This window comes from Acinetobacter sp. GD03645 (genome assembly GCF_029845285.1).
GTDB classification, from domain to species: Bacteria; Pseudomonadota; Gammaproteobacteria; order Pseudomonadales; family Moraxellaceae; genus Acinetobacter; species Acinetobacter corruptisaponis.
On sequence record NZ_JAOCLL010000003.1, the window covers coordinates 162805 to 188573 of the forward strand.

Annotated in this window: 25 protein-coding genes, 1 tRNA gene and 1 pseudogene; 16 read left to right on the forward strand and 11 right to left on the reverse strand. The window is 40.5% G+C overall.

What is annotated here, in order from left to right; genetic code table 11:
* Positions 1-31: 31 nt before the first annotated feature.
* Positions 32-1237, reverse strand: coding sequence for a L,D-transpeptidase (locus N5J47_RS03450; protein ID WP_267980921.1), 1206 nt, complete (start codon positions 1235-1237; stop codon positions 32-34).
* A 200-nt stretch (positions 1238-1437) separates the two neighbouring features.
* Between N5J47_RS03450 and hemE the strand changes: the two genes are divergently transcribed.
* The 4 genes and pseudogenes from hemE to N5J47_RS03470 all read left to right on the forward strand — a co-directional run bounded on the left by hemE (position 1438) and on the right by N5J47_RS03470 (position 5973).
* A complete protein-coding gene (hemE, locus tag N5J47_RS03455; RefSeq protein WP_279959214.1) occupies positions 1438-2511 on the forward strand; it encodes a uroporphyrinogen decarboxylase in 1074 nt (357 codons plus the stop codon).
* A gap of 44 nt (positions 2512-2555) precedes the next feature.
* Positions 2556-3350, forward strand: a complete 795-nt coding sequence (locus N5J47_RS03460) for a DUF817 domain-containing protein (RefSeq protein WP_279959213.1) — start codon at positions 2556-2558, stop codon at positions 3348-3350.
* A 188-nt stretch (positions 3351-3538) separates the two neighbouring features.
* Positions 3539-4009, forward strand: a complete 471-nt coding sequence (locus N5J47_RS03465; RefSeq protein ID WP_267980918.1) for a DUF3015 family protein — start codon at positions 3539-3541, stop codon at positions 4007-4009.
* Positions 4010-4092: 83 nt separating this feature from the next.
* A pseudogene (locus tag N5J47_RS03470) lies at positions 4093-5973 on the forward strand (DUF4105 domain-containing protein).
* Positions 5974-6010: 37 nt separating this feature from the next.
* Here N5J47_RS03470 and N5J47_RS03475 read toward each other — a convergent pair.
* The 3 genes from N5J47_RS03475 to N5J47_RS03485 form a co-directional block, all read right to left on the reverse strand.
* Entirely contained in the window at positions 6011-6388 is a 378-nt protein-coding gene (locus tag N5J47_RS03475; protein WP_279959212.1) for a cupin domain-containing protein, read from the reverse strand.
* A 304-nt stretch (positions 6389-6692) separates the two neighbouring features.
* Positions 6693-7241 (reverse strand): GTP cyclohydrolase I FolE, encoded by a 549-nt coding sequence (folE, locus tag N5J47_RS03480; protein WP_279959311.1) that lies wholly within the window; start codon positions 7239-7241, stop codon positions 6693-6695.
* A 90-nt stretch (positions 7242-7331) separates the two neighbouring features.
* A complete protein-coding gene (locus N5J47_RS03485) occupies positions 7332-8018 on the reverse strand; it encodes a Smr/MutS family protein (RefSeq protein ID WP_279959211.1) in 687 nt (228 codons plus the stop codon).
* A 109-nt stretch (positions 8019-8127) separates the two neighbouring features.
* On the opposite strand from N5J47_RS03485, the gene N5J47_RS03490 reads away from it, so the two are divergent.
* Positions 8128-9639 carry an HNH endonuclease domain-containing protein gene (locus N5J47_RS03490; RefSeq protein WP_004759653.1) on the forward strand — a complete coding sequence of 504 codons (1512 nt, stop codon included), beginning with the start codon at positions 8128-8130 and terminating at the stop codon, positions 9637-9639.
* 57 nt (positions 9640-9696) lie between these two features.
* Here the strand turns inward: N5J47_RS03490 and trpC are convergent, their stop codons facing one another.
* The 3 genes from trpC to N5J47_RS03505 are packed head-to-tail and all read right to left on the reverse strand — an operon-like array spanning position 9697 to position 12147.
* The gene (trpC, locus tag N5J47_RS03495) at positions 9697-10503 is read right to left on the reverse strand and encodes an indole-3-glycerol phosphate synthase TrpC (protein ID WP_279959210.1); all 807 of its coding nucleotides are present in this window, start codon (positions 10501-10503) and stop codon (positions 9697-9699) included.
* Positions 10504-10512: 9 nt separating this feature from the next.
* Positions 10513-11562 carry an anthranilate phosphoribosyltransferase gene (gene trpD, locus N5J47_RS03500; protein ID WP_267980911.1) on the reverse strand — a complete coding sequence of 350 codons (1050 nt, stop codon included), beginning with the start codon at positions 11560-11562 and terminating at the stop codon, positions 10513-10515.
* Positions 11563-12147 carry an aminodeoxychorismate/anthranilate synthase component II gene (locus N5J47_RS03505; RefSeq protein WP_267980910.1) on the reverse strand — a complete coding sequence of 195 codons (585 nt, stop codon included), beginning with the start codon at positions 12145-12147 and terminating at the stop codon, positions 11563-11565.
* Between the two features lie 621 nt (positions 12148-12768).
* Between N5J47_RS03505 and glnA the strand changes: the two genes are divergently transcribed.
* The 5 genes from glnA (at position 12769) to N5J47_RS03530 (ending at position 17386) form a co-directional block, all read left to right on the forward strand.
* On the forward strand, positions 12769-14184 hold the full coding sequence (gene glnA, locus N5J47_RS03510; protein WP_171062418.1) for a type I glutamate--ammonia ligase: 1416 nt from the start codon (positions 12769-12771) through the stop codon (positions 14182-14184).
* A gap of 125 nt (positions 14185-14309) precedes the next feature.
* Positions 14310-14801, forward strand: coding sequence for a chorismate lyase (locus tag N5J47_RS03515; protein WP_279959209.1), 492 nt, complete (start codon positions 14310-14312; stop codon positions 14799-14801).
* Positions 14802-14816: 15 nt separating this feature from the next.
* Complete coding sequence (gene ubiA, locus N5J47_RS03520; RefSeq protein WP_279959208.1) at positions 14817-15698, forward strand: 4-hydroxybenzoate octaprenyltransferase; 882 nt, start codon at positions 14817-14819, stop codon at positions 15696-15698.
* A gap of 108 nt (positions 15699-15806) precedes the next feature.
* Entirely contained in the window at positions 15807-17081 is a 1275-nt protein-coding gene (locus tag N5J47_RS03525; RefSeq protein WP_279959207.1) for a prolyl oligopeptidase family serine peptidase, read from the forward strand.
* 95 nt (positions 17082-17176) lie between these two features.
* Positions 17177-17386 (forward strand): hypothetical protein, encoded by a 210-nt coding sequence (locus N5J47_RS03530; RefSeq protein ID WP_267980906.1) that lies wholly within the window; start codon positions 17177-17179, stop codon positions 17384-17386.
* Between the two features lie 18 nt (positions 17387-17404).
* On the opposite strand, the gene N5J47_RS03535 is transcribed toward N5J47_RS03530, so the two are convergent.
* Together N5J47_RS03535 and N5J47_RS03540 are read right to left on the reverse strand one after the other, a co-directional pair.
* Complete coding sequence (locus N5J47_RS03535; RefSeq protein WP_279959206.1) at positions 17405-17845, reverse strand: DUF2726 domain-containing protein; 441 nt, start codon at positions 17843-17845, stop codon at positions 17405-17407.
* A gap of 60 nt (positions 17846-17905) precedes the next feature.
* A tRNA-Asn gene (locus N5J47_RS03540) sits at positions 17906-17981 on the reverse strand.
* A gap of 236 nt (positions 17982-18217) precedes the next feature.
* Here N5J47_RS03540 and N5J47_RS03545 point away from each other — a divergent pair.
* Both N5J47_RS03545 and N5J47_RS03550 read left to right on the forward strand, forming a co-directional pair.
* Positions 18218-18649 (forward strand): hypothetical protein, encoded by a 432-nt coding sequence (locus N5J47_RS03545; RefSeq protein ID WP_279959310.1) that lies wholly within the window; start codon positions 18218-18220, stop codon positions 18647-18649.
* Between the two features lie 177 nt (positions 18650-18826).
* Positions 18827-19252, forward strand: coding sequence for a GFA family protein (locus N5J47_RS03550; RefSeq protein ID WP_267980903.1), 426 nt, complete (start codon positions 18827-18829; stop codon positions 19250-19252).
* A 75-nt stretch (positions 19253-19327) separates the two neighbouring features.
* On the opposite strand, the gene N5J47_RS03555 is transcribed toward N5J47_RS03550, so the two are convergent.
* Positions 19328-20563, reverse strand: a complete 1236-nt coding sequence (locus N5J47_RS03555) for a pyridoxal phosphate-dependent aminotransferase (protein WP_267980902.1) — start codon at positions 20561-20563, stop codon at positions 19328-19330.
* A gap of 213 nt (positions 20564-20776) precedes the next feature.
* Here N5J47_RS03555 and N5J47_RS03560 point away from each other — a divergent pair, with 213 nt between their 5' ends.
* On the forward strand, positions 20777-20956 hold the full coding sequence (locus N5J47_RS03560) for a hypothetical protein (protein WP_004678032.1): 180 nt from the start codon (positions 20777-20779) through the stop codon (positions 20954-20956).
* A 36-nt stretch (positions 20957-20992) separates the two neighbouring features.
* On the opposite strand, the gene N5J47_RS03565 is transcribed toward N5J47_RS03560, so the two are convergent.
* Positions 20993-21793 carry a hypothetical protein gene (locus tag N5J47_RS03565; protein ID WP_279959205.1) on the reverse strand — a complete coding sequence of 267 codons (801 nt, stop codon included), beginning with the start codon at positions 21791-21793 and terminating at the stop codon, positions 20993-20995.
* A gap of 123 nt (positions 21794-21916) precedes the next feature.
* Between N5J47_RS03565 and N5J47_RS03570 the strand changes: the two genes are divergently transcribed.
* The 3 genes from N5J47_RS03570 (at position 21917) to N5J47_RS03580 (ending at position 25699) form a co-directional block, all read left to right on the forward strand.
* On the forward strand, positions 21917-22918 hold the full coding sequence (locus N5J47_RS03570) for a tetratricopeptide repeat protein (protein ID WP_279959204.1): 1002 nt from the start codon (positions 21917-21919) through the stop codon (positions 22916-22918).
* 56 nt (positions 22919-22974) lie between these two features.
* Entirely contained in the window at positions 22975-24999 is a 2025-nt protein-coding gene (gene uvrB, locus N5J47_RS03575) for an excinuclease ABC subunit UvrB (protein ID WP_279959203.1), read from the forward strand.
* A gap of 115 nt (positions 25000-25114) precedes the next feature.
* A complete protein-coding gene (locus tag N5J47_RS03580; protein WP_279959202.1) occupies positions 25115-25699 on the forward strand; it encodes a lipocalin family protein in 585 nt (194 codons plus the stop codon).
* The last annotated feature ends 70 nt before the right edge of the window (positions 25700-25769 follow it).

Genomic DNA, 25769 nt, shown 5'->3' on the forward strand with positions numbered 1-25769 from the left:
CGGTTTTAATTTACTTGGAATAACCCTGAAATTATTCAAGGAATTTTACGGTTACACCTGAACGGACTTTATTCCCCAAGTCATTGGCATCCCAGTTGGTTAAACGGATACAACCATGTGAGGCGGTCTTGGAAATTAATGATGGGTTTGGCGTACCATGAATACCAAATGATTTTTTACTTAAACCAATCCAGATATTGCCCACAGGTGCGTTGGGACCAGGCGGCAAGGTCAGTGGCTTAAGGTTTTTCCCCTGAACAAAGTTTGACGGTGAGTAGCTGTAGTATGGGTTTTTCGCAACACCTACCACTTTATAGGTACCTGTTGGAGAAGGCGTGTCAGAACTACCAATTGTCGCAGGAAATGATGCAATCATCTGGTTACGGCTATTAAACAGATAAAGCTGTTTTGCGCCTTTATGTGCCACAATTAAATGAATGTCTTCAGGCAAGTCGTTACGCACATTGGCAACAACGATTTTTTCACCTGGTTTTTTGAATGTTGCGGTTGGGTTTAACTGTCTCAGGAATTTTTCATCCATGTGAAACTTTTCACCGAGCATTTCTGTCACACGTGTGTAGTAAAGGCCTTTCATTTTGGCTTGCAGCGCATAATCTGATGGGATTGAGTCTGCATACGGACCTTTAAAATCAGCATCGGTTGTGGTGTATTCAACATAGGCTGGTTTAGTTTGCTGGGAAACCAGTGCATCCCATGTTTCCTTGGTGAGTTCACCTGTTGGGGTGATGCCATTCATTTGCTGGAATGACGCAATCGCTTTCAGCGTGTTTTTACCATTGGCACCATCAATCGCACCTGGTGAGGCATGTGCATTGTTCAACATGACATGGGCACGTGCATAGGCAGGGTATTGGCCTTTTGGCATATTTTCAGACCACTCGGCATTATTAAGCGAGTCTAGATTCCAGCCTGTAGGCACTGATTTGGATGTTGCTGCTGAATCTGGAGCCTTTTCCAGATTCTGGGAAACGGTTGAGGCGGCATTATTGGGTTGTGGTTCAGAAGCCGCCGCCTGTGTGTCTGCCTGTGGTTCTGAGGCTGCCTGCGCGACCGCACTTGAAGATGACGCAACATCAATTGCTAAAGGATCAATTGGATCTTCAACTGAGGTTGAAATTTTTTTGGGATTTAAAGGTTGCTCAGTTGTAGGTGCAGCTAAAGCAACATTGATAAGAATAGAACTTAAACTCACAGCGAGTAATGAGCGTACAAACATGCAATTTAACCTTAAGAATTATTCATATTGGGATATAAGATGTTGCAAGTATTACAGAAAATAATGGAGCTTGCAGTAGCAGTTTTGTGTCAAAGCGAAATTTTTGTTTAAAGGTGTAATGTTTGTATGGAATTGAAATTATAAATTCCAAGCTAACTTTGTTATGATGCGTTCCACATGAAAGAATTTAGAGATTGGTAATGACAACGTTGAAAAATGATCGTTTTTTACGAGCTTTATTACGTGAACCTGTAGACACCACACCTGTATGGATGATGCGTCAGGCAGGGCGTTATTTACCAGAATACCGAGAAACCCGTGCGCAGGCGGGGGATTTCTTATCTCTATGTAAAAATACAGAATTTGCCTGTGAAGTCACTTTGCAACCTTTACGCCGTTACGAACTGGATGCCGCAATTCTATTTTCTGATATTTTAACCGTCCCTGATGCACTGGGGTTGGGATTGTATTTTGAGGCGGGGGAAGGGCCAAAGTTTCATAAAACAGTACGCACTGAACAAGATGTTGCGAATCTACCGAAACTCAATGCCAAGTCTGACCTGGCCTATGTCATGAATGCTGTGTCGACCATTCGATCTGCTTTAGGCGGGCAAGTGCCTTTAATCGGTTTTTCTGGAAGCCCATGGACTTTGGCGACCTATATGGTGGAAGGCGGTTCCAGCAAGGAGTTCCGCTTTACCAAGAATATGATGTATGCACAGCCAGAAGTTCTACATGCCTTGCTTGATCATTTAGCAGATTCAGTGATTGATTATCTCAATGCACAGATTGATGCGGGTGCACAGGCCATCCAGATTTTTGATAGCTGGGGCGGGGCGCTGGCACATCGGGAATATGTTGAATTTTCATTGAACTATATGACCAAAATCATTGCTGGGCTTCAGCGTGAAAAAGATGGTCGCCGTATTCCGATTATTGTCTTTACCAAAGGTGGTGGTCAATGGTTGGAAGCAATGCTGACAACAGGTGCAGATGCATTTGGACTGGACTGGACAACGCCACTTTATACTGCAAGAGATGTGGTTGCTGGACGAGCCGCCTTGCAGGGGAATCTTGATCCAGCTACGCTTTATGGTTCGACGGCATCCATTGAAAAAGCAGTTAAAGCCATGCTGGATGATGCCTATCGCAATGGTGAAAAAACAGGTTATATCGCTAATTTAGGGCATGGTATTACCCAATGGGTCGATCCAGCCCAACCAAAGATTTTTGTGGATACCGTACATGAATATAGCGCGAAATATCTAGGCTGATATTTAAAAGGTATTTCAAGGCTAAACCAGCTAGGATCAGTTTCGTGCAGTTGATTGTATTACCACTCAATTTTATCAGTAGGGCAGCTTCGGCTGCCTTATTTGGATTGCTGCTTTTAATTGCTTTTGCAATGACTGCACCGATGGGAAGCCAGGAATATTACGGTTTTTACCGTTATGACTATTTGTTGTTTTATGCGCTGATTATCCAGATTTGCCTGCTGTATTTAAAACTTGAATCCTGGGATGAAGCCAAGGTCATTGCCTTATTCCATATTATGGCGATGGGGATGGAGATTTTTCTGACTCATCCTGCGATTGCATCATGGCAATATCCTCAGCCTGCAATATTCAAGTTGCTGACGGTGCCACTATTTGCGGGTTTTATGTATTCTGCGGTCGGCAGCTTTTTTGCAAGGTCACTCCGCCTGTATCAGGTGTCTTTTGAAAATCTCCCCCAGTTTGGCAATATGTTGTGCCTGGCAGTTTTGTCTTATTTAAATTTCATGACCAAATTCTTTATTCCTGATATTCGTATGGGATTATTTATCTGGAGTGTGGTGATTTTCTGGAAAACAAAATTATATTTTCAACTCGCCCAACATCGTTTCAAGGTTCCTATGCTGCCGATTTTGCTGATACTCGCATTCCTGATCTGGATTGCTGAGAATATCAGTACTTTCTATAAAATCTGGCTTTATCCAAGTCAGGTTGATGCATGGCATATGGTCGGCTGGGGGAAACTTGGTTCCTGGTATTTACTGTTATTGTTAAGCTTGGTTCTGGTCTTAAAAATACTGGGTGAGCGTGATCAAAATGGGACTTGGCGATTGCATTAGGCAAAAATGCTTCATCTGTTCCCAGCGATTTTTGATTGATTCATCTTTGTTATGAATATTTCAGATTTATTTCAAATTTTATTTGCTAAAACAAACTAAGCCCGCTATTTTAATTTAAGTGTAAGTGAAACTACACCACACAATAGTGATAACAAATATCAAAAAATAATGGACTGGAGATCATTCCTATGTTGAAAAAAATTGCATTGGCAGCTTTATTGGCAGCTGGATCAAGTGTAGCAATGGCTGATAATGATGTTGGTTGCGGTGCTGGTACACAAATTTGGGCGGGACAAAAAGGTGTTGCGCCTAAAATTCTTGCTGCAACAACCAATGGTATTTTTACCAACCAATTGCTTGGGATTACATTTGGTACTTTAGGGTGCCGTCAGGGTGGTACAGTCACTGCCCAGGTCGTGACCTTTACCAATGAAAATGCTGAATCTTTAGCGCGTGATATGGCGGTCGGTCAGGGCGAAAGCTTAAATGTACTTGCTGAACTCATGCAAATTAAACCAACAGACAAGGCGCGCTTCTTTGCTGTTTCAAAAGCCAACTTTGCTGAAATCTACTCAAGCAAAAACAAGAATACACTTCAGGTTTTAGACTCTTTACAAAGTGTAATGGCGAAAGATTCAGTTCTTAAAGCTTACGTTTAATGTGTTGAACCAAGAAAACCCTGTCCTGATGGCAGGGTTTTCTTATACTCAATTTTAATGATTCCTAAAATATTTGTTGCTGAATGAAATTAGTTACCTGCGCGATGACTGCCTTGATGTGTAATTTTACACATGCTGCCATTGAACCCCATATCCAGAATTACCTCAACCACGCTGAACAGCAACAACTTGATCAACAGGTCACTTGGCAGCGGTTGATGTATGCAGATCAGGCAAAAAAAAGCGAGGTGGTATATAAAGGTTATTTCTACGCTGAAGATGGCCAAACAAATTTAAAGCATGAATTACAGGCTGATATTCAAGCCCTATTTATTTCAGCACCTGATAACCAGTCGATTCGCTGTAAATTCCCCGCGCGGAGTCGTTGGTTGATACAGCAACTCAGGATTGATCCACAGTAACTTCCAGTAGCTCATTGTCCTGAATTTGACCAATGGATGAATCAAATCAAACCGTATAAAGCAACCTTGATTTATGCAACAGATTTTATGGGCAATCCAAGTTCAATGTTTGGGCATACCTTGTTGCGTTTAGACCCAAAAGATCAAAAACAGCTGAATCTGGTGTCCTATGCGGTAAACTATGCGGCAACGGTAAGTGGTGAAGATAACTGGTCTTATGCATGGAAAGGATTAACAGGGCAATATCCAGGTGAATATTCCTTGATGCCATATTATCGCAAGGTGAAAGAATATGGTGACTTTGAAAGCCGTGACTTGTGGGAGTATGAGCTAAACCTAACACCTGATGAAACACGTTTTCTGGTCGAGCATATCTGGGAAATGCAGCATGTCAGTTTTCCCTATTATTTTGCCAGTGATAACTGTGCCTATCGTTTGCTGGGATTGATTGATCTGGTTCGCCCAAGCCTAAACTTAAAAAAACAGTTTAATTATGCAGCCATTCCCATTGAAACCTTAAAGGCTGTCGATCAGCAAAATCTTGTTAAGGATGTGGTTTATCGCCCAGCACTGGAAACCCAACTTCTTTCCCAAGCCAAGCAACATGGTACAGCTTTGGCAAAAGTTGCCCATAAGATAGCTTTTTTGCCAGCAGAGCAAGTTTCAGCAGCTTTAAATCCGTATAGTGTTCAGGATCAGGCAAAAATTCTGGAAATGGCGTATGACGATTTATATTTGCAGTATATCAGTCGTAAAGTGGATGCTGACTTTGCCCAGCCGCAGTTACGGCAACTTCTGGCTGAACGGAGTCAGATTGATGTAGATAAGCAGCGTCATGAACCTGTACGACCAAGAATGCAACCTGTTGAGGGACATCATGCCCGTAATGTTTCTGTCAATGCGGGAGAGGTGCAGGGAAAAAGTTTTGTGGAAATAGGTCATCGTCAGGCCTATCACGACTTGATTGACCCACAGGGCGGCTACCGCTTGGGAACACAACTGCTATTTCTAGATGGTGGACTTCAATATCGTGATGACCAACTCAAGCTTGAACATTTAGACCTATTGTCTGTAAATTCTTATAATCCGATTCAACCGTTTAAACCACCATTGACATGGGGCTTTAATTTTGGCTGGAAACAGGAAGCAATCGATAATGGGCAATTTAATGAAGAACAGCAGCATGGAGCGGTTAACCTGAATATGCAGGCGGGATATAGTCTGGCAGATTATGATCGTCAACATCTCTGTTATGCCCAATTACAGGGACATCTACAAGGTGGGCGTTCTCTGGATAAAGGTTGGCGTGCTGGACTGGGGCCAACTGTAGGCTGTATGAATCAATGGTCAGATCACATGAATAGTGTGGTGCAAATTGAATTGCCATATTGGCAGGATCAAAACCAATGGAATTTAAGAGTGGGCACACAGCTTCAATATAGCTTTAACTCAAACAACGCCCTGCGATTAAATTGGGATTTTGAACAGCAAGACCATAAGAATTGGACGAAATTTGGACTGGGTTATGCCTGGTTTTTCTAAGACTTGAAAAGCATTTGATCAAGGCATTCGGAATTGATCAAACCTCTACAATCACATAATACTTTTTAACTGCTTCAAGTACTTCAAATGTGCCAATAAATGCAGGTGGAATAATACCTGCATTTCCAGCAGCCACTTCAATAAACGTATCGGTTTGTGCATCATGGATACGTACAGTACCCTCAATCACCTGAAAAAATTCCTGTTTATTGTCAGCAAATACAATATTCCATGCCCCGACCTCACATTGCCAAATTCCACAGCTCATGTGTGGATGTTCATATAGGCTATAAGTCAGGCGTTCTGGGTTGCCTTTAACTAGGCGATCAGGACGAGGGTAGTCAATACTGGCTTCATCTATATTCAAATTTGAGTACGATAATAATATTGCTTGAGAGTTAATAGGTGATGTCATAGGATTGGTAGGAATGATATTTAATTGTTTAGTATAAGGGAATATAAAGTAGGTAAACCATTATGCAGAAAGAAATAGTTATCTGTGAAGAGTGCCTAAGTCAATATTATAAGAATGCTTCAATGATGACGGAACTTTGTCCAGAATGTTCACATATTCTATATAATTATATAAATTGTGAGCATAGCTTCCAAAATGGACACTGCTTATATTGTTATTGGGATGGTAGTCAAAGTGACTATATTAAATCAATAAAGTGAACTAGTACAACCAAGCTTAGAGCAAGCTTGGTTGTATATGGAAGTTAATAACTTTCAGGAACCGCACTTAAAAACTCACGGCGAGCTTCCTTGTCCGTCTTAAAATCACCAATAAACGAAACAGTACGGGTGGTGGATTCCTGCTTGCCAACACCTCGCATCATCATGCACATATGCGCTGAATCAATCACTACAGCAACACCACGTGCCTGAGTCACTTCAGTAACTGCTTCTGCAATTTGTTGGGTCAAATTTTCCTGAATTTGCAAACGACGGGCAAACATTTCAGTAATGCGGGCAAACTTGGATAAACCGAGAACCTGACCTTCTGGTAAATAAGCAATGTGCACACGGCCATAGAAAGGCAGCAGATGGTGTTCACACAATGAATAGAACTCGATATTTTTGACCAATACCATTTCATGGTTATCGGATGGGAAAACCGCACTATTGGTCACTTCCTCAAGCGTTTTGCTATAGCCAGAAGTTAAAAAAGAAAAAGCTTTAGCCGCACGCATGGGCGTATCTTTTAGGCCTGGGCGATTTAAATCCTCACCAACGGCAGTTAAGATATTTGCGTACGATTGCTGCATAGACATAACAATGTTCACTTAGGTGGATTGAACAAAACGGCAATTGTATCAGAAAACGATTAAAAAATTGAGTTTTGATGCAATTGCCGATTACTGATTGTACTTTGGATTTTTTTCAGCACGTTTAAGCAGCACCAAAACAGCACCTGTACCGCCCTGATTTTCAGGTGCACTGACAAAAGCCAATACATCACGGTGTTGTCTGAGCCAACCATTGACATAGGTTTTTAAAATCGCTTCTGGACCTTTGCCATGCACAATTTTAATGACATTTTGATTTTCATCTTTTGCGATCTGGATAATTTGCAAAACGGCTGACCGTGCCTGCTCAACGGTACATCCATGTAAATCCACTGCCTCAAACCAGCGTATTTTGCCTGCTTTTAAATCCTCAAAAACTTTATGCTGCAAGGTTGCAATCCGATAGCTTAAAGCAGCTTGGCTTGCAACAGGATTCAGGATGGCCTGGGTATCTGAAATCTCAGTATGTTCCTGTTCGGCAGAACCCTCAGCCGCGGCCCGTTTTGCCAATGTCTGGGCATCCACCTTTTTGCTGCGGGTGGTTTTGGTATTGGCAATATTATCATTGGCGATAGGTTTTACACCGACCAGTGCTTTTTTAAAAAGCTCGGTATCTTCCAACTCTTCAACAGCAACCTGAGTTTTTTTTGACTCAGCCTGTTTGGCAACCCCGCTGGATTGAGGGTTGGAAATTTGCTTTTTAAATTGTTTTAACAATTGTTGCTGTGACTTGGAGAGGGAAGAATCGTTACTCATAGGTCTCGAAAAATCTAAATTTGTCTGCGTCATTATATTGCATTCAATGTAATTTTACTTGTAATTATAGTAACATACGAATAAAAGATGAATTTTAAATAGGTCAATGATGAAAAGACAATTATCAGATTCTGAAAAATTACAAGTTCAAAAGCAACAAAGTGATCAAAATGGAATATTAAGATGTTTTATCTCGGGTGAAATTATTACATTAAATATTGATGATATTGAATATGATCATATATTACCCTATGCAAAACAAGGCGAAACTGATTTATCAAACATTCGAATTGTGAAAAAATATTATAATCGGAGGAAATCTGATCAAACATTGTATGAAGTTCGAGATAACTTAAAACTTGAGCAATTGTTTAATGCCAAGAAAAATAAAATTAAGTTACAAGATATATTTGAACTTAAAGATATTTCACACAAAAATATTTGCTTTTCTAAAAAAGACAATCAGATTGTAGTAGATGATGGAACTGATGAAAGGACATTTACTTTACTTTTTGATGAAATTTTAAAAGTTGGGTATTTTTATGGGCGCATTCCAATAAAATGGCTCGAAAATGATGATCAAGAAGGGTTGCAACCTAGGGTAATTGATTATAAAAGATTAATTTCTTTACGTAATCATTTGAAAGATCATCCACAGTTAGCTCCTTCTATTGCAAGGTTAATTGATCATAAGTTTAAGTTATTTGATGGACAGCATAAGCTTGCAGGACAAGTATTAAATAATATGAGTGAAGTTGATATTAAAGTTTATGTATCACCAGATGATCCTTTAAAAGCAAAAAAACTTTTTGATGACCTGATGATGACTAATCTTGAGGCTCATTCTAAACATAAGCAAATACCATTCTATACTTCAACTTTATTAGATCGTTTATCTGTCATTTATAAAGAAATGTTAGATGAATTTACAGAGATGAAAGCAGTAGGGCAGCATTCTGAGGAAAATTTCATTAAGTTTCTGGTTGCCGAAAAACAACAGAGTAAAACTGATGCTAAACAAATGCTAAAAAGTGCTATTATGGATAATGCTATTGAACTTTCCGCATTAAAGCCATTTATTGCTGAAGCATCAAAAGATGCTGCATATGCCTTGTCAATTGATCTACTTAAAAAAACAATTTTTTCAAATACATTATTTTTAGAACCATCTTCAGCAAACTTTAAATCGATTACTGATTATCGTGATTCAGAACTTGAAAACTTTAAGGAGCTAGCTTCTTTATTAGTAGATTGTGGTTATCTAAATCATTGGGTGCATAATATTCGTGGAAAAGATTTAACAAATGTAGAATTAAAGGCTCGTAGAATTTGGCATAAAGGTTCTGTATCAACTTGGTCTCCTTATTTGGAAAGTATTCTAGGTATGGCTTTTAACTTTATAACACATGATGAACGTAAGAAATTACTATATCGGGAAGTTATGAGTAATGATCAAAAAGAAAGGATTAAGGGGTGTTTAGATCGATTATTTAATCATCCATTATGGGATGAACCTAAAGGCGATATTGATAATCTATTAGTATCATCAACAAAGCAAACAGATTTATTTGATAGAAAGGGTTTAACTGAATTTTATGTTTTAACTGGTCAGAGTAAATAATAAAAGAACTGAGTTAATATTAGTTATATTAACTCAGTTTTCTCAATATATAGTGATTTAAATCTGCTCAGGTTTCCCAAACAATTCTGTAAACGCCTGATCAGGACGAGGCTGTTTCATAAAACTTTCGCCAACAAGGAAAGTATGAATCTGATTGGCCTGCATCATTTCAACATCAGCAGGTGTGGCAATACCGCTTTCAGTGACCAATAGACGAGATGCTGGTAATAAGGCTTTTAACCGCAATGAAGTATTTAAATCCACATCAAAGGTTTTTAGATTACGGTTATTGACACCTAAAATGCATTGTTCAGACAGCCTTAAGGCACGTTCCAGCTCATCTTCGTCATGCACTTCAACCAAAACATCCAGTTGATGTTCAAATGCTGTTTTCGACATTTCTTCTAGCTGTTGATCAGACAAACATGCCACAATCAATAAAATACAGTCTGCATGTAAGGCTCGTGCCTCAACCACATTATAAGGATCAATCAGGAAGTCCTTGCGTAATGCGGGTAAGGCACAATGGTTACGTGCGATTGCAATATTTTCATCGGCACCTTGAAAGAAATCAACATCAGTTAAAACAGATAAACATGCTGCGCCTGCCTGTTCATACTGCTGTGCAATTGCAGCAGGATTAAAGTCTGCACGAATCACACCTTTGGATGGTGATGCTTTCTTAATTTCAGCAATCACAGCAGGACGCTTATGCTGTAATGCATTGGCAAAACCGCGAACTGGTGTTGCTTCTTTCGCCCACTGTTCAACATCCTGCAAGCTACGTTGTTTTAAGCGTGCTGCCAGTTCCTCATGTTTGCGGTCAACAATTTTACCTAAAATGGTATTTTGAATATCGATCATGAGAAATCCTTAGTCTGCCTGATATTGTTTCAATGTTTTGGTAAATTCACCCAAGATACTCATTTTTTCCAGGGCCTGTCCGCCATAGAGAATATCCTGAGCCAGCTCGACGGCCTGTTTATAGGTCTTGGTAATACCCGCCACGTAAATTCCTGCACCCGCATTCAGTGCAATCATATTGGCCGCTTTTTCACCGATTTCAGATTTATCACGACTTAAAGCATCCTTAATCAACTTCAAGCTTTCTTCTGAACTATCTACCACCAAACCTGTCAGTGTTTGTGATGGAATCCCAACTTCATCAGGTGTCAGTGTCCATTCAGTAATTTCACCATCTTTCAGTTCAGCGACTGTGGTGGGTGCAGCCAGACTGATTTCATCCAGACCGTCTCTGGAATGCACGACCATGACATGTACCGCACCCAGCTGTTTTAAAACCTCAGCGATTGGAAGACAAAGCTCATCAGAAAACACACCAATCACAAAACGATTGACACCAGCAGGATTGGTTAAAGGACCCAACAAATTAAAGATACTGCGAATACCCAGTTCACGACGTGGTGCCACAGCATAACGCATGGCCTTGTGATGATTCGGTGCAAAAAGGAAACCCACACCCATTTCACGAATGCAACGTTCAGTCTGTTGCATATCCAGATCAAGCTGAATACCCATCTGTTCCAACACATCTGATGAACCAGATTTACTGGATACACCTCGATTGCCATGTTTGGCGATGGTTGCACCCGCAGCAGCAATCACGAAACTTGAGGCAGTGGAGACATTAAACAGGTTTTGGCCATCACCGCCCGTTCCCACAATATCAACCAAATGGGGAATATCACTGACATCGATCTTGATGGCAAACTCACGCATGATACGTGCTGCGGCAGTAATTTCATCAATACTTTCGCCTTTCATACGCAAACCCATCATAAGCGCACCGATTTGAGCATCAGTTGCTTCGCCTTGCATGATACTGCGCATGACATCTTCCATTTGCGGCTGGGTCAAATGAATGTTTTTGGTAATATGATTCAATGCTTGTTGAATGTTCATTTATGCATAAATCTCTAAAAAATTCTTGAAAATCTGGTGTCCATGCTGGCTCAGGATGGACTCTGGATGAAACTGAACCCCCTCAACAGCAAGCGTTTTATGCTTTACACCCATAATTTCTTCAATCGTGCCATCTGGCTGATTGGTCCAGCAGGTCACTTCAAGACAATCTGGCAGTGTTTCCTGTTCAATCACTAATGAATGGTAACGTGTCGCAGCAAAAGGCGAGGGTAAATTGCTAAAAATACCCTTATTGCTATGGTGCATATCTGATAAACGACCATGCATCACGGTTTTGGCACGGATAATATTGCCACCAAAAGCCTGACCAATCGCCTGATGCCCCAGACAAACGCCCAGCAAGGGAATTTTTCCTGCAAAATGATTGATGGCTGGAATGGAAATTCCTGCTTCAGTTGGGGAACATGGGCCAGGACCAATCACCAGATATTTAGGTTGCCATCGTTCGATATCCTCTAATGTGACTTGATCATTACGAACAACTTTTACTTCCTGATTCAACTCGCCAAAATACTGAACGATGTTGTAGGTAAAAGAATCGTAGTTGTCGATCATCAGAAGCATGACTTTAACCTTTTGAAAAATGTACACTTTATTGTGTTGTGATCTTAAATAAATCTATCAGCTTGTCTTATTTTTTAATCGCTATAACGAATAAAAATATTCACTCATGATAGAGGAAAATAATCATAGCAAAAAACAAATGGGCAATGCTGAATATTTCGAGTAATGATGATTTGGATGAGGATAAAAACGTGTAAATAAAAGACAGAAAAATGCAGAATAAACTTTTTTAATTTAATGGCTTAGTAAAAAATGGTACGCCTGAATTGAAAGTCGAATTGAATTGATTGGAATCAAACTGAAAAGAATGATATAAAAAGCCAATTTATGCCAACCAAAAGATGGCGTAATTGGCACTACATTGGTTCTTTGTTATATGTTTTGCACTGTTTTGGTTCGTTGTGTCTGTTTTGGAGACGAGCTGACGTGGAAATGTATAAATATGGTGCATTTGTGAAAGCAAACATTATAGTAGACATGGGACATGGAGCTTAAAGCATTTTTTCTGCAAAGAATTTCAATGTTTTAGGTATGCTTTAAAATTGTTGGTATGGTAATTGCTAATTATATATCAACAACTAACACGCACTTAACAGGTGCACAAAAATTTCATTGGAGCAAATGAGCATGGCGAACAAGGTCCTTCAACTCATCAAAGAAAGTGGCGCAAAATGGGTCGATTTTCGCTTTACTGATACTAAGGGTAAAGAGCAGCATGTAACTTACCCAGCTGACACCATTGATGAAGATACCTTTGAAGACGGTAAAATGTTTGATGGTTCTTCAATTGCTGGTTGGAAAGGCATTGAAGCATCTGACATGATCTTACGTCCAGATGCTGAAACAGGTTTCCTTGACCCGTTCTTTGCTGAGCCAACTGTTGTTGTGACTTGTGACGTTATTGAGCCATCTACTGGTCAAGGTTATGAGCGCGACCCACGTTCGATTGCTCGTCGTGCTGAAGAATATTTAAAATCTACAGGTATCGGTGACACAGCATTCTTTGGTCCAGAACCAGAATTCTTCGTTTTTGACGAAGTGAAGTGGGATATCGACATGTCTGGCGCTCGCCATACATTGATCGCTGAAGAAGCTGCATGGTCGACTGGTAAAGATTATGAAGCAGGTAACTCTGGTCACCGCCCACGTGTGAAAGGCGGTTACTTCCCAGTTCCTCCAGTTGATTCTCATCAAGACATGCGTGCTGAAATGTGTGCACGTATTGAAGACATCATGGGTCCAGGTCGTGTAGAAGTACATCACCACGAAGTTGCATCTTGCCAATTAGAAATTGGTGTGAGCTTCAACACCATGGTTCGTAAAGCGGACGAAGTTCAACAGTTCAAATATGCAGTTTGGAACGTTGCACACCAGTATGGCAAAACAGCTACATTTATGCCTAAGCCAATGGTAGGTGATAACGGTTCTGGTATGCACGTTCACATGTCAATCTCTAAAGATGGCAAGAACCTGTTTGCTGGTGATGAATATGCTGGTTTATCTGAAATGGCATTGTTCTTCATTGGTGGTATCATCAAGCACGCGCGTGCATTGAATGCGATCACTAACCCAGGTACCAACTCTTACAAGCGTTTGGTTCCTCACTACGAAGCACCAATCATGCTTGCTTACTCAGCGCGTAACCGTTCCGCTTCTATCCGTATTCCTTACGTTTCTAGCCCTAAAGGCAAGCGTATCGAGGCACGTTTCCCAGATCCACTAATGAACCCATACTTAGGTTTTGCGGCATTGTTAATGGCTGGTCTTGATGGTATCCAGAACAAGATTCACCCAGGTGAAGCTGCTGACAAGAACTTGTATGATCTTCCTCCTGAAGAAGAAGCAAAAATCCCAACAGTTGCTCACAACTTGGAAATGGCGATTGCTGCGCTTGAAGCGGATCATGAGTTCCTATTGAAAGGTGGCGTGTTCACTAAAGAAATGCTTGATGCATATATCGAACTTAAAACTGAAGATGTACGTCGTTTGAACACAACGACTCACCCAGTTGAATTTGATATGTACTACAGCCTGTAATACACCCCAAATTAGAAAAGTCCGCTTCGGCGGACTTTTTTTATGTTTCTGTTTCAATTTGAATTTCATACATTTTTAATAAAAAATTCAGGTAAACTAATCCCGATGTTTTTAGTGAGCCAAGCATGCGAAATTTACGACCAAACAGAATAAGGGAACAACAGCTTCCTGCTGAATTAAAAAAATGGTTGTATGCCTCAGGTTCACTCACTCAACAACTGACAGATTTGGCAGATGGCGAGTTTCATGTTGAACGCATTAATGAACAGTACCAACGTTTAACGTTTGCAGATAGTCGATGGATGAAGATGCCATACCATCACCTTGCATGGGTACGAGAAACCAATTTATATGGTTGTGAAGAACAACCATGGGTAAAAGCTAAAAGTATATTTCCAATTCTAAGTCTGCAAAAAAAAGCCCGTTTGTTTCAACATATTGGAAATAAGCCGATTGGCTGGTTTTTATTTCAAAGAACCAATCCAGCTTGCGAAAGACGTGTGATTCGTCTGGAAGAGGGCTGGACACGACAAAGTTGCTATACTTGGCATGGCTGCAAATTTATTGTGCAGGAAACATTTCTGCCAGCGTTTGAACAGTTTATTCGTCAGCATTGACTCTAAGGAATCAGCATGGAAACAGTGCAACACACCACATGGCGACAACGTCTGCAAGCCTATTATTATCTCTGCCGTTTTGATAACCCGATTGGTACGGAATTGGTGTTCTGGCCGACGATGTGGGCGTTGTGGATTGCATCTAAAGGTATTCCTGATTTAAAAATCCTGCTGGTAATGACGCTGGGCGTGATTTTTATGCGTGCAGCAGGCTGTGCCATCAATGACTTTGCCGACCGTAAAGTCGATGCCCATGTAGAACGCACTAAAACTCGCCCTTTAGCCACAGGGATTATTCGTGCCCGTGAGGCAGTTTTTGTATTTTTGGGATTGGTTGTGGCCAGTGCCTGTCTGTTGTTGTTCTTGCCTTTAGAGACTTTTTACTGGTCATTTGGCGCATTGTTTTTGGCGTTTATCTATCCTTTTATGAAGCGCTATACCCATTTACCTCAGGTGTTTCTGGGGGCTGCATTCTCATGGTCAATTCCCATGGCCTATACCGCAGTGGGGCAAACGCCTGATTTAACCTGCTGGTTGTTATATTTTGGCAATTTGGCGTGGACAGTGGCCTATGATACTCAATATGCGATTACTGATCGTGAATATGACCTGAAAATTGGGGTGAAATCGACTGCCATCCTGTTTGGCCGTTACGATATCCAGATTATTGGTTTGTTACAGGCAATCAGTCTTGGATTAATTGGGACGGCATTCTATCTGGAAAATATTCTGATTCCTTTTGGACTGATTGCATTGCTTGTGGTTGCAACAGATTTTATTTATCAGGCGTTCAAAACAAAAGGTCGCAATCCTCAAATCTGTTTTTGGGCATTCCGTCACAATCGCTGGGTTGGAATGATTATTTTTATCGGAATTTTTTTAGAATTCATAAGCTGAAATAATGAATTAATAGAAAAGTGTCCTATGCAGGGCACTTTTTTTATGTATTAATAGAATGGCATGTAGCGTCATGTATAAAAAAGACAAGGACTAAAAGGATATTTTATGAAACGGTCTAATATTACTTTAGCAATTTCTACGTTAACAGCTTCATTATTTTTAACTGCATGTAATAATGGCGGTGGTAGTGGCAGCGATAATAATTCACAACCCTCTACACCATCATCTTATGTTTCAGAAACAGCTTATGTGAATGAAGCAGACACTTTGAAAGAAGTACCTCAAGCTGATTCAGTTAAAGTCATTAAATATAAAATGCCAAATGTCTTGGGTAAGACTGTGGAAACCTCAGCACTTGTCTATTTCCCAACGATTGCTCCACCTAAAGATGGTTATCGGGTGATTGTGTGGACTCATGGCACATTGGGCGGAGCTGACAAATGTGCACCAAGCAATGCAGGATTGGGTGATCGATTCAATGACTATATTGCCAAGGATCTATTGGGGCAGGGTTATGTAATCGTGGCGCCTGACTATGAGGGATTGGGAGGAGAAGGTGAACATCCTTACCTGAACCTGCCGAGCGAGGCTAAATCTGCAATCTATGCAGTAAAAGCAGCCAAAGAGCACTATGGCACCAAATTGAATGGCGCGTGGATGTCTGTAGGCCAGTCACAAGGCGGACAGGCTTCATTGGGTGTTGCTGAATATGCCAATGCAGATGCAAGCTATAAAGGTGCGGTTGCTGGTGCGCCAGCATCAAGCTTAGGGAAAATTATTCTTGAGGTTGCACCTGATGCGATTAAAGGTTTACCAAAATCTGTTCAGATTGAAACCTATGCAACTTTATTAGCCTATACTGCTTTGGCTGGTGTGGGAATTACAGCCTATGAACCAAATTTCGATTACAAGAAGATGTTTGGTACTACCAAAGCTGGGGAGATTGCTGACTTAGCAAAAACTGAATGTCTGGATGAAATTCAGGATGAATACAGCAAGGAGATTCAGGCTTTTGTGGCCGCGAACCCAGACAAAAATGATCTGATGAAAGATTATCCAGGAATTAATCGGGAAGAATTCGAAACAGATGAGGTTGTGAAGAAGTTCCTCAGCGACTATAGCCAGCCAACAACGAAAAAATTGAATAAACCAATTCTAATCGTTCAAGGGGTTTATGACACCAATGTACCTTATACTGTGACTTATGATCTGTACGATAAAATGTCAAAAGCAGGTACAAATGTCAGTATGATTCCAGTGCCAATTGCACCAAGTGCGAGTGCTCCTGTGGTGAATGGTTCTCATACAGGTGCAATTCTTTATGCAACACAAACTGGTCAGTTAAGGGACTTTGTTAAACTTTATATGCCAGCTCAATAAGCCAATCAACTATAGAAAAAGAGTCTCTTTATAGAGGCTCTTTTTTGTTATATTGTTGCACTCCTTGAAGCCTGCAACTTAAGTTGGAATAATCCATGAGTCAAAAAACTGTTGAAAAAAAGCCGATACCTTGGTTGTTGATGGGGTTGGGTTTGGCAATTCCAATTTTTATTGTAGGTATGGCATTTCTTGCTGCAAAGAGTGATGCGGAAACCAAGAAAAAATACGACCAGCAACATGCTGAAATCGCCAAGAAATTCGAAGAGCAGAAAAAGGCCGAGCAAGCTGCAAAAACAGAGCAGTAGCTTTACCGCATTTTTAAATCAGCGAATATCCATCTGTAACTGTTTAATGGATGGAATTTGCGTATAGCGTTGTACCCGATAACCTGCTTCTTTTAGCATACGGTCACGTTTCTGATCTTCAAGTTCCTTTCCAATATGGCTTGGATCATCAAGCTCAACCACTGCAATAACCCGCATTTCCTGATCTAAAATAACAAAGTCTGTGACCTTGCGATTGAATTTACTACGGATATTGTAATGCTCACTTGTGATCAGTGCACTAAAGGCAACCTGGGCCAATATATGGTAATGGGGAAATGCCTGTTTTAATCGCAGGAACATTTGTGATTCAAATGTAGTAATGACAGGGCGGGGAAAGAATTTTTGTTTGGGAAAGAAAGAGCGCAGGCAACTGATTAAAAGTAAAACTGTGCTGATACAGCCAATCAGTACAAAAATGAATTGATTCGATGCAAACATATTCTGATTAAATTACCCGCAAGAAAAAACCCACTCAAAAAGAGTGGGTTTTTAGAATCTTGGCTCTCCCACCTGGGCTCGAACCAGGGACCTGCGGATTAACAGTCCGTCGCTCTACCGACTGAGCTATGGGAGAATCTGAGTGCCATTATAGGCGGCTTTTGAAATCGGTCAAGTTAAAAATGTCATGTTTCTTTCATTTTGATGTCGTATGCTTTTTATTTGCACAATTAAGGTGAAATGGCATAAATAACTTGAACTTTAATCAGGTGATTGCTAGAGTCAAGACAGAAAGAACGTTTGGATATTGATCTAAACAGTGTGGATTTAACCCAACTTGCCAGCACTAAAATGGCTAAATCGGAGGTCAAAATGACGACTCTTTGTATTCAATCTATTTTCTCAAATCTTTTCTTTTATCAACAAAATTATCTCCAGATTATTCAGAATCCTGAACAATATTACACTGCAGTTGAAAATGCATTTGTTAACACTTTTCCTTTTAGGCAACAGCCGTTGTTTTTAGGAGATTTGTTGCAGCTATGGTTTGGACATAAATGGAAAATTCAGAACCCAAACAATTTGCTTGTTCAAAAAAATACATTGAACGTAAATGAGAGCTCTCCTCTATATGTATTTCAACTGGGTGGAGAGTTATTCTTGGGTGCAAACACTGCATTGGCCTGGTCCGTTGCAGAGAACAAAATCGTGTCCATACAGGTAAAAAGTATTTGGCAATATGCAGTATTTAGCCATTTATGCCATCGGCCAAAAGTGTTTAAACAGAATCAGGCAATTGCTTAATTGCCTGTTTTCATACATTTACCTAACACGGTCTAATTCTCTAATATGACCAGGATCAAATGTTTTTTGTTCAGTATTTTATGATTTTATAAGATGATGAACTTGCTAAATACACAGTTTGTTCTATTCTATCTAGAAATTCATTTATAACTATTTTGAACAAAAGGTAAATCTATAATGAAAGGGCAATGTGTTTGTGGTGAGACCACCTTTGAGGTTGAATTAAAGAATCATGATGTACATGCATGCCATTGCTCAATCTGCCGTAGGCAGACCAGTGGGGTGATTATGACCATTGATGTGGAGCAGGGCAGTTTAAAATTTTTAAAGCAGGAACATCTTGCAGTCTATAACTCATCAGCTTGGGGAGAACGTGGTTTCTGCAACGCCTGTGGCACAACTTTGTTTTGGCGTACCAAAGATCAAGGTTATTGCAATATCAACGCGTTTTCATTGAATGAGCCGCCAAAGGATTTGCATTTTGATATGGAAATCTATATCGACTCCAAACCTGAATTCTATGCGTTCCAGAACTCAACCAAGAAATTGACTGAAGCAGATGTGGTTGCCTTATTTAATGGTGAATCTTCAAGCCCGAACTAAGATTTGGTTATTAAAAGCAGGATAGACATAAAAAAGAAGCTTCATTAAGAAGCTTCTTTTTAATTTACAGTATAATTATTTTGCTGCTTTTTCAGCTTCAATTGATGCGATTGCCGCATCTACACCATCAATTGAGTCAGCTGCTTTCTTGATACGCGCTAAAGCATCCACTAAAACTTCATCAGCAGTTGCGTAAGAAATACGCATAAAACCACCTAAACCAAATGCATCGCCAGGAACAACCGCAACGCCAGTTTCTTCAAGTAACCACTCGGAGAATTCTGTGCAAGATTTCATGCCTTTTGCACGAATCAGTGGACGGATGTTAGCGTAGGCATAGAATGCACCATCAGCAGGGAGGCAAGAGATACCGTTGATTTCATTTAAGCCATTTACCACCAAGTCATGACGGCGTTTAAACGCTTCAATCATTGGTTGAAGAACGTCTTGTGGACCATTCAATGCCGCTTCTGCCGCAACCTGTGAAATTGAGGTTGGGTTAGACGTAGACTGAGACTGGATGTTCTTCATTGCACCAATCAATTTTGCAGGACCAGCCGCATAGCCAATACGCCAGCCTGTCATTGCATATGCTTTTGACACACCATTAAGCACGATGGTACGGTCATATAAATCTGGAGCAATTGTGGCGATGTTGTAGAACTCATCTTCCCAACGGATTGGTTCATACATGTCGTCAGAAGCAATCAATACTTGTGGGTGGCGACGAAGCACATCAGCCAAAGCTTCTAGTTCAGCCTTGGTGTAGATCATGCCTGTTGGGTTTGATGGACTGTTGAGTACCAACAAACGTGTATTTGGTGTGATGGCAGCTTCTAATTGTTCAGGTGTGATTTTGAAGCGTTGTTCTTCACCACATTTCACAATTACTGGTGTACCCTCAGCAATGATCACCATATCAGGATAGCTTACCCAGAATGGCGCAGGAATGATGACTTCATCACCTTTGTTTAACAAGGCCAGTGCTAGGTTAAAGAAGCTTTGCTTACCGCCACAAGACACCAAAATTTGGTTTGCTTGATAATCTAAATTATTGTCACGTTTTAATTTGGCAATAATTGCTTTTTTTAAGCTTGGAGTACCGTCTACCGCTGTATATTTTGTAAAGCCTTTGTTAATCGCTTCAATTGCAGCATCTTTGATGTGTTGAGGGGTATCAAAGTCTGGTTCGCCTGCACCTAAACCAATCACGTTTTTACCAGCAGCTTTAAGCTCGGCGGCCTTGTTTGTTACTGCAAGTGTAGGGGACGGTTTGATGGCATTGACACGATCAGAGAGACGTACGTCCACGGCATTATTCCTTCTTATGGGATTGAAAAATAAAAAGCAGGTTATCTTAGCTTAAATCAAGGTTATTGTGGTCAAAACTTGCCTTAATCGCATAAAAAGTTACCAAAATATAAGTTGTATGAATGCTTTGGTTTTTTACATATTTTATTTTTATAAAACTGACAAAAATCCATTACAATAGCGACTAGAAATTTAGATTTCGAGAGAATTTCAATGAGTACGCAACAACCAAAAGCCAAAAAAGCTTTGGTGAAATTACCATTCCCGATGCCATCTGCTCAAGATGATTCTGAGGACGTGGCGCATAATCAGGTTCGCCCAAAGCCTGAGCAGTATGCAGATCGAACCTGGATGCCACCACGTGGAACTCGTCGTTCGATGGGGAAACGTTAGAAAAAAGCCAATCAGTGAATGATTGGCTTTTTTATTTTAATGGCGGTTTCGGTTGAGTGGATGTTGTATTTCTAACTCGCCACGCCAAAGTTTAATAAAATCATATTCATCAATATCATAGAGTTCCATTAAGGCAATAATCACGCTGACAAAAATCATTGCACCTTCGGAATTACTTTGGAAATTGAAAATCTTTCCATTCAGTTTGCCTAAAATATCAGTGATTTCATGTTCACGGCCACGCCCATAGCGATCACGTGGATAAAGCTCTTCATTAAGAACAACAAGGGCAATTGCTTTTTCCGCAGCAGATAAATGGGTCTTACTTAAAGCTTCTTCAAAAGATTCATAGCCATGATTGAAGTAAAAAATCACTTCATCATTAATAAATGCATGCACCGTTGCGGCAGTTAAGTTGGGAAACTGGGAAACAGCATCCTCTTCGATATATGGTCGAAATGATTCAGGGAAAATCACATTGGAATGAATCCCTTTAAATAAAGGGGCAATTTCAGAAACTTTATAACCCGCAATGCCACAACCGAGTGCCGTTAAAAAATATTTCATTTTCGGATGGTTTTTGGCATAGATTTTAAAGTCATCCACATAATGCTCAATTTGTGCAAGCGGCATTTGCTGTAAATGTTCATTCAGTGTTGGAATGGCAAAAGTCTGCCCAGCCCAGCCACGTCCAACCCCCTTTACTGCGGCGAAATGTTGTGCCGCCACACGGGCTGCGCCACTGTCGTGTATGCCTGCGAGATTACTGCCAAATACAAAAACAGTATCTTCGGGCAGTTCGGTGACAATGCTTTCATCATGGTATTGGTAAGACATATTGTTATCATTGAAATAGCGTAATGAGTTCATGTTGCAGTTGATTAGGTTGATGGTCAAGTGCTAAATGTAAAAGTTTTATGTTATTGTTGAAAGATAACAAAAACAGTGTGATAGATGAAAATGAATCAATCCAAAGCAGGGAATCTACTTTATACCAATGGGCGTATTGTACAAAAAGGGGATTTTGCCTTAATGAGTTATCGAGGTTTGGATGCCTATTCACCTTTACATTTTAAATATGGTTTTATTCCTATTCAAATTGCTGATTTGGAATATGACAAAACAGGTAAAAAAATAAAAAGAATCCCTTTTATTTCTGAACAGGGTGAAGAAAGGTCTTATGGATATGCCATAGATGCTTTCAAGGCAAAAGGAACAAAGACTTTACATTATATTGACCATAGCACAAACAATATGCAGGATTATGTGGTTTATTATCTTGCTGAATTGGAAAAATGGCTGGAAAATGATGGGGATATGGACGCTGCATTGGCTTTGGCAATGTATTATTCAAACCATGAACCAAAAGGTCGGGATGAACAATATGTTTTACAGATCAGAAAGAAAGCGAGACAATATTTTGAATTGGCTAGCCAAAATGGTCATGCCATTGCCAGTGAATATCTAGCTCGTGAACATGGTTACTATATTCTCTTTCAGCCGAGAGATCGTATTGAAAATAAGGTGTATTTAGAATCTGAAAAAAATTTATTTTTTGATTATCTGATTAAAAGTGGTGAACAAGGATTTGCTGAGGCACAATTTCAACTTGGCATTAATTATGAATATGGAAGAGAGGGTTTTCCTCAGGATTATAAGAAAGCAGTCTACTGGTATCATGAGGCTGCCCGACAAGGCTACCCGAGGGCGACTAATAATTTGGCTGATAAATATGAGCATGGGTTGGGTGTTGCACAGGATTATAAAAAAGCGATTGAACTTTATTCATACGCTGCACAATATAGGATTCCTGAAGCCATGTTTAGTTTGGGAAATCTTTATTTGCAAGGTAAAGGGGTATTGTGTGATGTCATTCAGGCTCAATTATATTTTGAACAATCAGCACGTTTGGGCTATGCACCAGCAAAAAGAAGTCTTAAAGCACTAGATATTGAATGTTGAAAATTGTGAATTCGACCTTATTAATAAAAGTCACCTGATCAGAAAAGAGTAAGCCTGTGAGCGAAAACCAACCTTTTGAGTTAGTCACCAACTACCAGCCAGCAGGTGATCAACCTCAGGCGATTGAGAAGCTTGTAAGTGGGATTGAACAGGGTTTTCGTAATCAGTTGCTGCTTGGGGTAACGGGTTCAGGTAAAACCTACACCATGGCCAATGTGATTGCCCAAACCCAGCGACCCACCATTGTGATGGCGCATAACAAAACGCTTGCAGCACAGCTTTATGGTGAGTTTAAGGCTTTCTTCCCAAACAATGCGGTGGAGTATTTCGTTAGTTACTACGATTACTATCAGCCAGAAGCCTATGTACCCTCATCAGATACGTTTATCGAAAAAGATTCCGCCATCAATGACCACATTGACCAAATGCGGCTCTCCGCAACCCGTGCTTTGCTGGAACGCCGTGATGCCATCATTGTCGCTTCGGTTTCTGCCATTTATGGTTTGGGTGATCCAAACGCCTACATGCAGATGCTGTTGCATATTGTGCAGGGCGATCGGGTCAGCCGTGATGACATCATTCGCCGTCTGGTGGAAATGCAATATACCCGTAACGAGCTTGAGTTCTTGCGTGGTACATATCGTATCCGTGGTGAAATCATTGATATTTTCCCTGCTGAATCAGATCAGGATACGATTCGGGTGGAATTGTTCGATGATGAGGTGGATTCAATCCGCTGGTTTGATCCATTGACTGGAAAACTGGTGCGTAAGGTTCCGCGTGTGACCATTTATCCAAAGAGCCACTATGTTACGCCGAAAGACCATTTAACCCGTGCCATTGATACCATCAAGGATGAGTTAAAAGACCAGCTTAAGTTCTTCAAGGATCATGACAAGTTACTGGAAGCACAACGTATTGAACAGCGTACCCGTTATGATCTGGAAATGATGCAACAACTCGGTTATACCAACGGGATTGAAAACTACTCACGTCATTTGTCAGGTCGTACAGCAGGTGAAGCACCGCCGACCTTGTTTGATTATATCCCTGAAGATGCGTTGCTGATCATTGATGAATCGCATGTCACTGTTCCTCAGATTGGTGCGATGTATAAGGGAGATCGTTCCCGTAAAGAAAATCTGGTGAATTATGGTTTCCGTTTGCCAAGTGCCTTGGATAACCGTCCAATGCGCTTTGAGGAATGGGAGCGGATTGTGCCAACCACAGTTTTTGTCAGTGCAACACCAGCACATTATGAACTGGAGAAATCGGAACAGATCGTCGAGCAGGTGGTACGTCCAACGGGGTTGATTGATCCTGAGATCGAGGTTCGTCCTGTGTTGACGCAGGTGGATGATATTTTGTCTGAAATCAACATTCGTAAACAGGTGAATGAGCGTGTGCTGGTTACCACATTAACTAAACGTATGGCAGAGGACTTAACTTCATATTTGAAAGAATATGGTATCAAGGTGGCATATCTACATTCAGATATTGATACCGTTGAACGGGTTAAGATTATCCATGAATTGCGTACAGGTGTGCATGACGTACTGGTCGGCATTAACCTGTTGCGTGAAGGTCTGGATATGCCAGAAGTGTCGTTGGTGGCAATTCTGGATGCGGACAAAGAGGGCTTCTTGCGTTCTGAGCGTTCCTTGATCCAAACCATTGGACGTGCTGCCCGTAATGTGAAAGGTAAAGCAATTTTATATGCGGACCGCATCACTGACTCCATGCGTAAGGCAATGGATGAAACAGAACGCCGTCGTAATAAGCAGATCGAGTTTAATGAATTACATGGGATTACCCCACGTAGTGCTGTTCGTCAGGTGATCAAGGAAATTGATACAGGTGAAGTGTTAAGTGATGATCAGATTGATGAAAAAATTGTTGATCAACACAAGGCAATCAGTGCTGATGAACAGCATCTTTTATCTGATCCAAAACTGTTTGCGAAACACATTGGCAAGCTGGAAAAGGAAATGTTGAAAGCATCCAAGGAGCTACAGTTCGAGCAGGCTGCAAGACTCCGTGATGAAATTGTTCGTTTAAAGGCACACATGCTGCAATCTTGATTTTTAAGAGAAATCCTCAAAGGCGATACATATCGCAACAGAATTTGTTTATAAATTGGGCTATGTTACAGGACGAATGACGATTTATAACAAATTTCTGTTTTGAGGATTTCTCATGCCATTTATTAAAAGTTTCCCAAAGGCAAGTTGGCGTTTAGCAAAGATAGCGGTGGGCGGTGTGGTTTTAACGGGGTTGGCTGTAGGAACAATTGCCTATGCCCAGGCAAAACCTTTACCCACTGTTGAAAAAGTAGAACTCGATAAGTATTTGGGTGTTTGGTATGAGGTGGCCCGAAAACCAATGTTTTTTGAGCGTAAATGCGCATTTAACGTCACGGCAACCTATACGCTGAATGAAAATGGCAACATCGTGGTTGATAATAAATGCGCTGATCAGGATGGTAATTTACAACAGTCCCTGGGTGAAGCCTTTGTGGTGAATGCGCCATTTAACAGTAAATTAAAAGTCAGTTTTTTACCCGAGGGTGTGCGCTGGATTCCTGTCGGTCGTGGAGATTACTGGATTTTAAAACTGGATGAGGATTATCAGACGGTATTGGTGGGTGAACCACGCCGTAAGTATTTATGGGTACTTTCCCGTATTCCAAATCCGAAAAAAGAAATTATCCATGAATATTTAAATTATGCGAAATCATTGGGCTATGATATTCATGATGTGATTTACCCTGAACATCGCTAAATTAAGATATACTGATTTCGTTTAAACCATGCTTGCATGGTTTTTTTATTTTTATATAGTGGATAAATCA

What these genes read in the sequence shown, in the direction of transcription:
- N5J47_RS03565 (WP_279959205.1), bottom strand. Translation starts at nt 21,793, where the DNA reads ATGTCTTACCAATACCATGATGAAAGCATTGTCACCGAACTGCCCGAA.
- N5J47_RS03465 (WP_267980918.1), top strand. Translation starts at nt 3,539, where the DNA reads ATGTTGAAAAAAATTGCATTGGCAGCTTTATTGGCAGCTGGATCAAGT.
- N5J47_RS03530 (WP_267980906.1), top strand. Translation starts at nt 17,177, where the DNA reads ATGAGTCAAAAAACTGTTGAAAAAAAGCCGATACCTTGGTTGTTGATG.
- N5J47_RS03545 (WP_279959310.1), top strand. Translation starts at nt 18,218, where the DNA reads ATGACGACTCTTTGTATTCAATCTATTTTCTCAAATCTTTTCTTTTAT.
- trpC (WP_279959210.1), bottom strand. Translation starts at nt 10,503, where the DNA reads ATGATCGATATTCAAAATACCATTTTAGGTAAAATTGTTGACCGCAAA.
- folE (WP_279959311.1), bottom strand. Translation starts at nt 7,241, where the DNA reads ATGCAGCAATCGTACGCAAATATCTTAACTGCCGTTGGTGAGGATTTA.
- N5J47_RS03580 (WP_279959202.1), top strand. Translation starts at nt 25,115, where the DNA reads ATGCCATTTATTAAAAGTTTCCCAAAGGCAAGTTGGCGTTTAGCAAAG.
- N5J47_RS03560 (WP_004678032.1), top strand. Translation starts at nt 20,777, where the DNA reads ATGAGTACGCAACAACCAAAAGCCAAAAAAGCTTTGGTGAAATTACCA.
- trpD (WP_267980911.1), bottom strand. Translation starts at nt 11,562, where the DNA reads ATGAACATTCAACAAGCATTGAATCATATTACCAAAAACATTCATTTG.
- N5J47_RS03525 (WP_279959207.1), top strand. Translation starts at nt 15,807, where the DNA reads ATGAAACGGTCTAATATTACTTTAGCAATTTCTACGTTAACAGCTTCA.
- N5J47_RS03515 (WP_279959209.1), top strand. Translation starts at nt 14,310, where the DNA reads ATGCGAAATTTACGACCAAACAGAATAAGGGAACAACAGCTTCCTGCT.
- N5J47_RS03485 (WP_279959211.1), bottom strand. Translation starts at nt 8,018, where the DNA reads ATGAGTAACGATTCTTCCCTCTCCAAGTCACAGCAACAATTGTTAAAA.
- N5J47_RS03570 (WP_279959204.1), top strand. Translation starts at nt 21,917, where the DNA reads ATGAATCAATCCAAAGCAGGGAATCTACTTTATACCAATGGGCGTATT.
- ubiA (WP_279959208.1), top strand. Translation starts at nt 14,817, where the DNA reads ATGGAAACAGTGCAACACACCACATGGCGACAACGTCTGCAAGCCTAT.
- N5J47_RS03535 (WP_279959206.1), bottom strand. Translation starts at nt 17,845, where the DNA reads ATGTTTGCATCGAATCAATTCATTTTTGTACTGATTGGCTGTATCAGC.
- glnA (WP_171062418.1), top strand. Translation starts at nt 12,769, where the DNA reads ATGAGCATGGCGAACAAGGTCCTTCAACTCATCAAAGAAAGTGGCGCA.
- N5J47_RS03475 (WP_279959212.1), bottom strand. Translation starts at nt 6,388, where the DNA reads ATGACATCACCTATTAACTCTCAAGCAATATTATTATCGTACTCAAAT.
- N5J47_RS03550 (WP_267980903.1), top strand. Translation starts at nt 18,827, where the DNA reads ATGAAAGGGCAATGTGTTTGTGGTGAGACCACCTTTGAGGTTGAATTA.
- N5J47_RS03490 (WP_004759653.1), top strand. Translation starts at nt 8,128, where the DNA reads ATGAAAAGACAATTATCAGATTCTGAAAAATTACAAGTTCAAAAGCAA.
- N5J47_RS03505 (WP_267980910.1), bottom strand. Translation starts at nt 12,147, where the DNA reads ATGCTTCTGATGATCGACAACTACGATTCTTTTACCTACAACATCGTT.
- hemE (WP_279959214.1), top strand. Translation starts at nt 1,438, where the DNA reads ATGACAACGTTGAAAAATGATCGTTTTTTACGAGCTTTATTACGTGAA.
- N5J47_RS03450 (WP_267980921.1), bottom strand. Translation starts at nt 1,237, where the DNA reads ATGTTTGTACGCTCATTACTCGCTGTGAGTTTAAGTTCTATTCTTATC.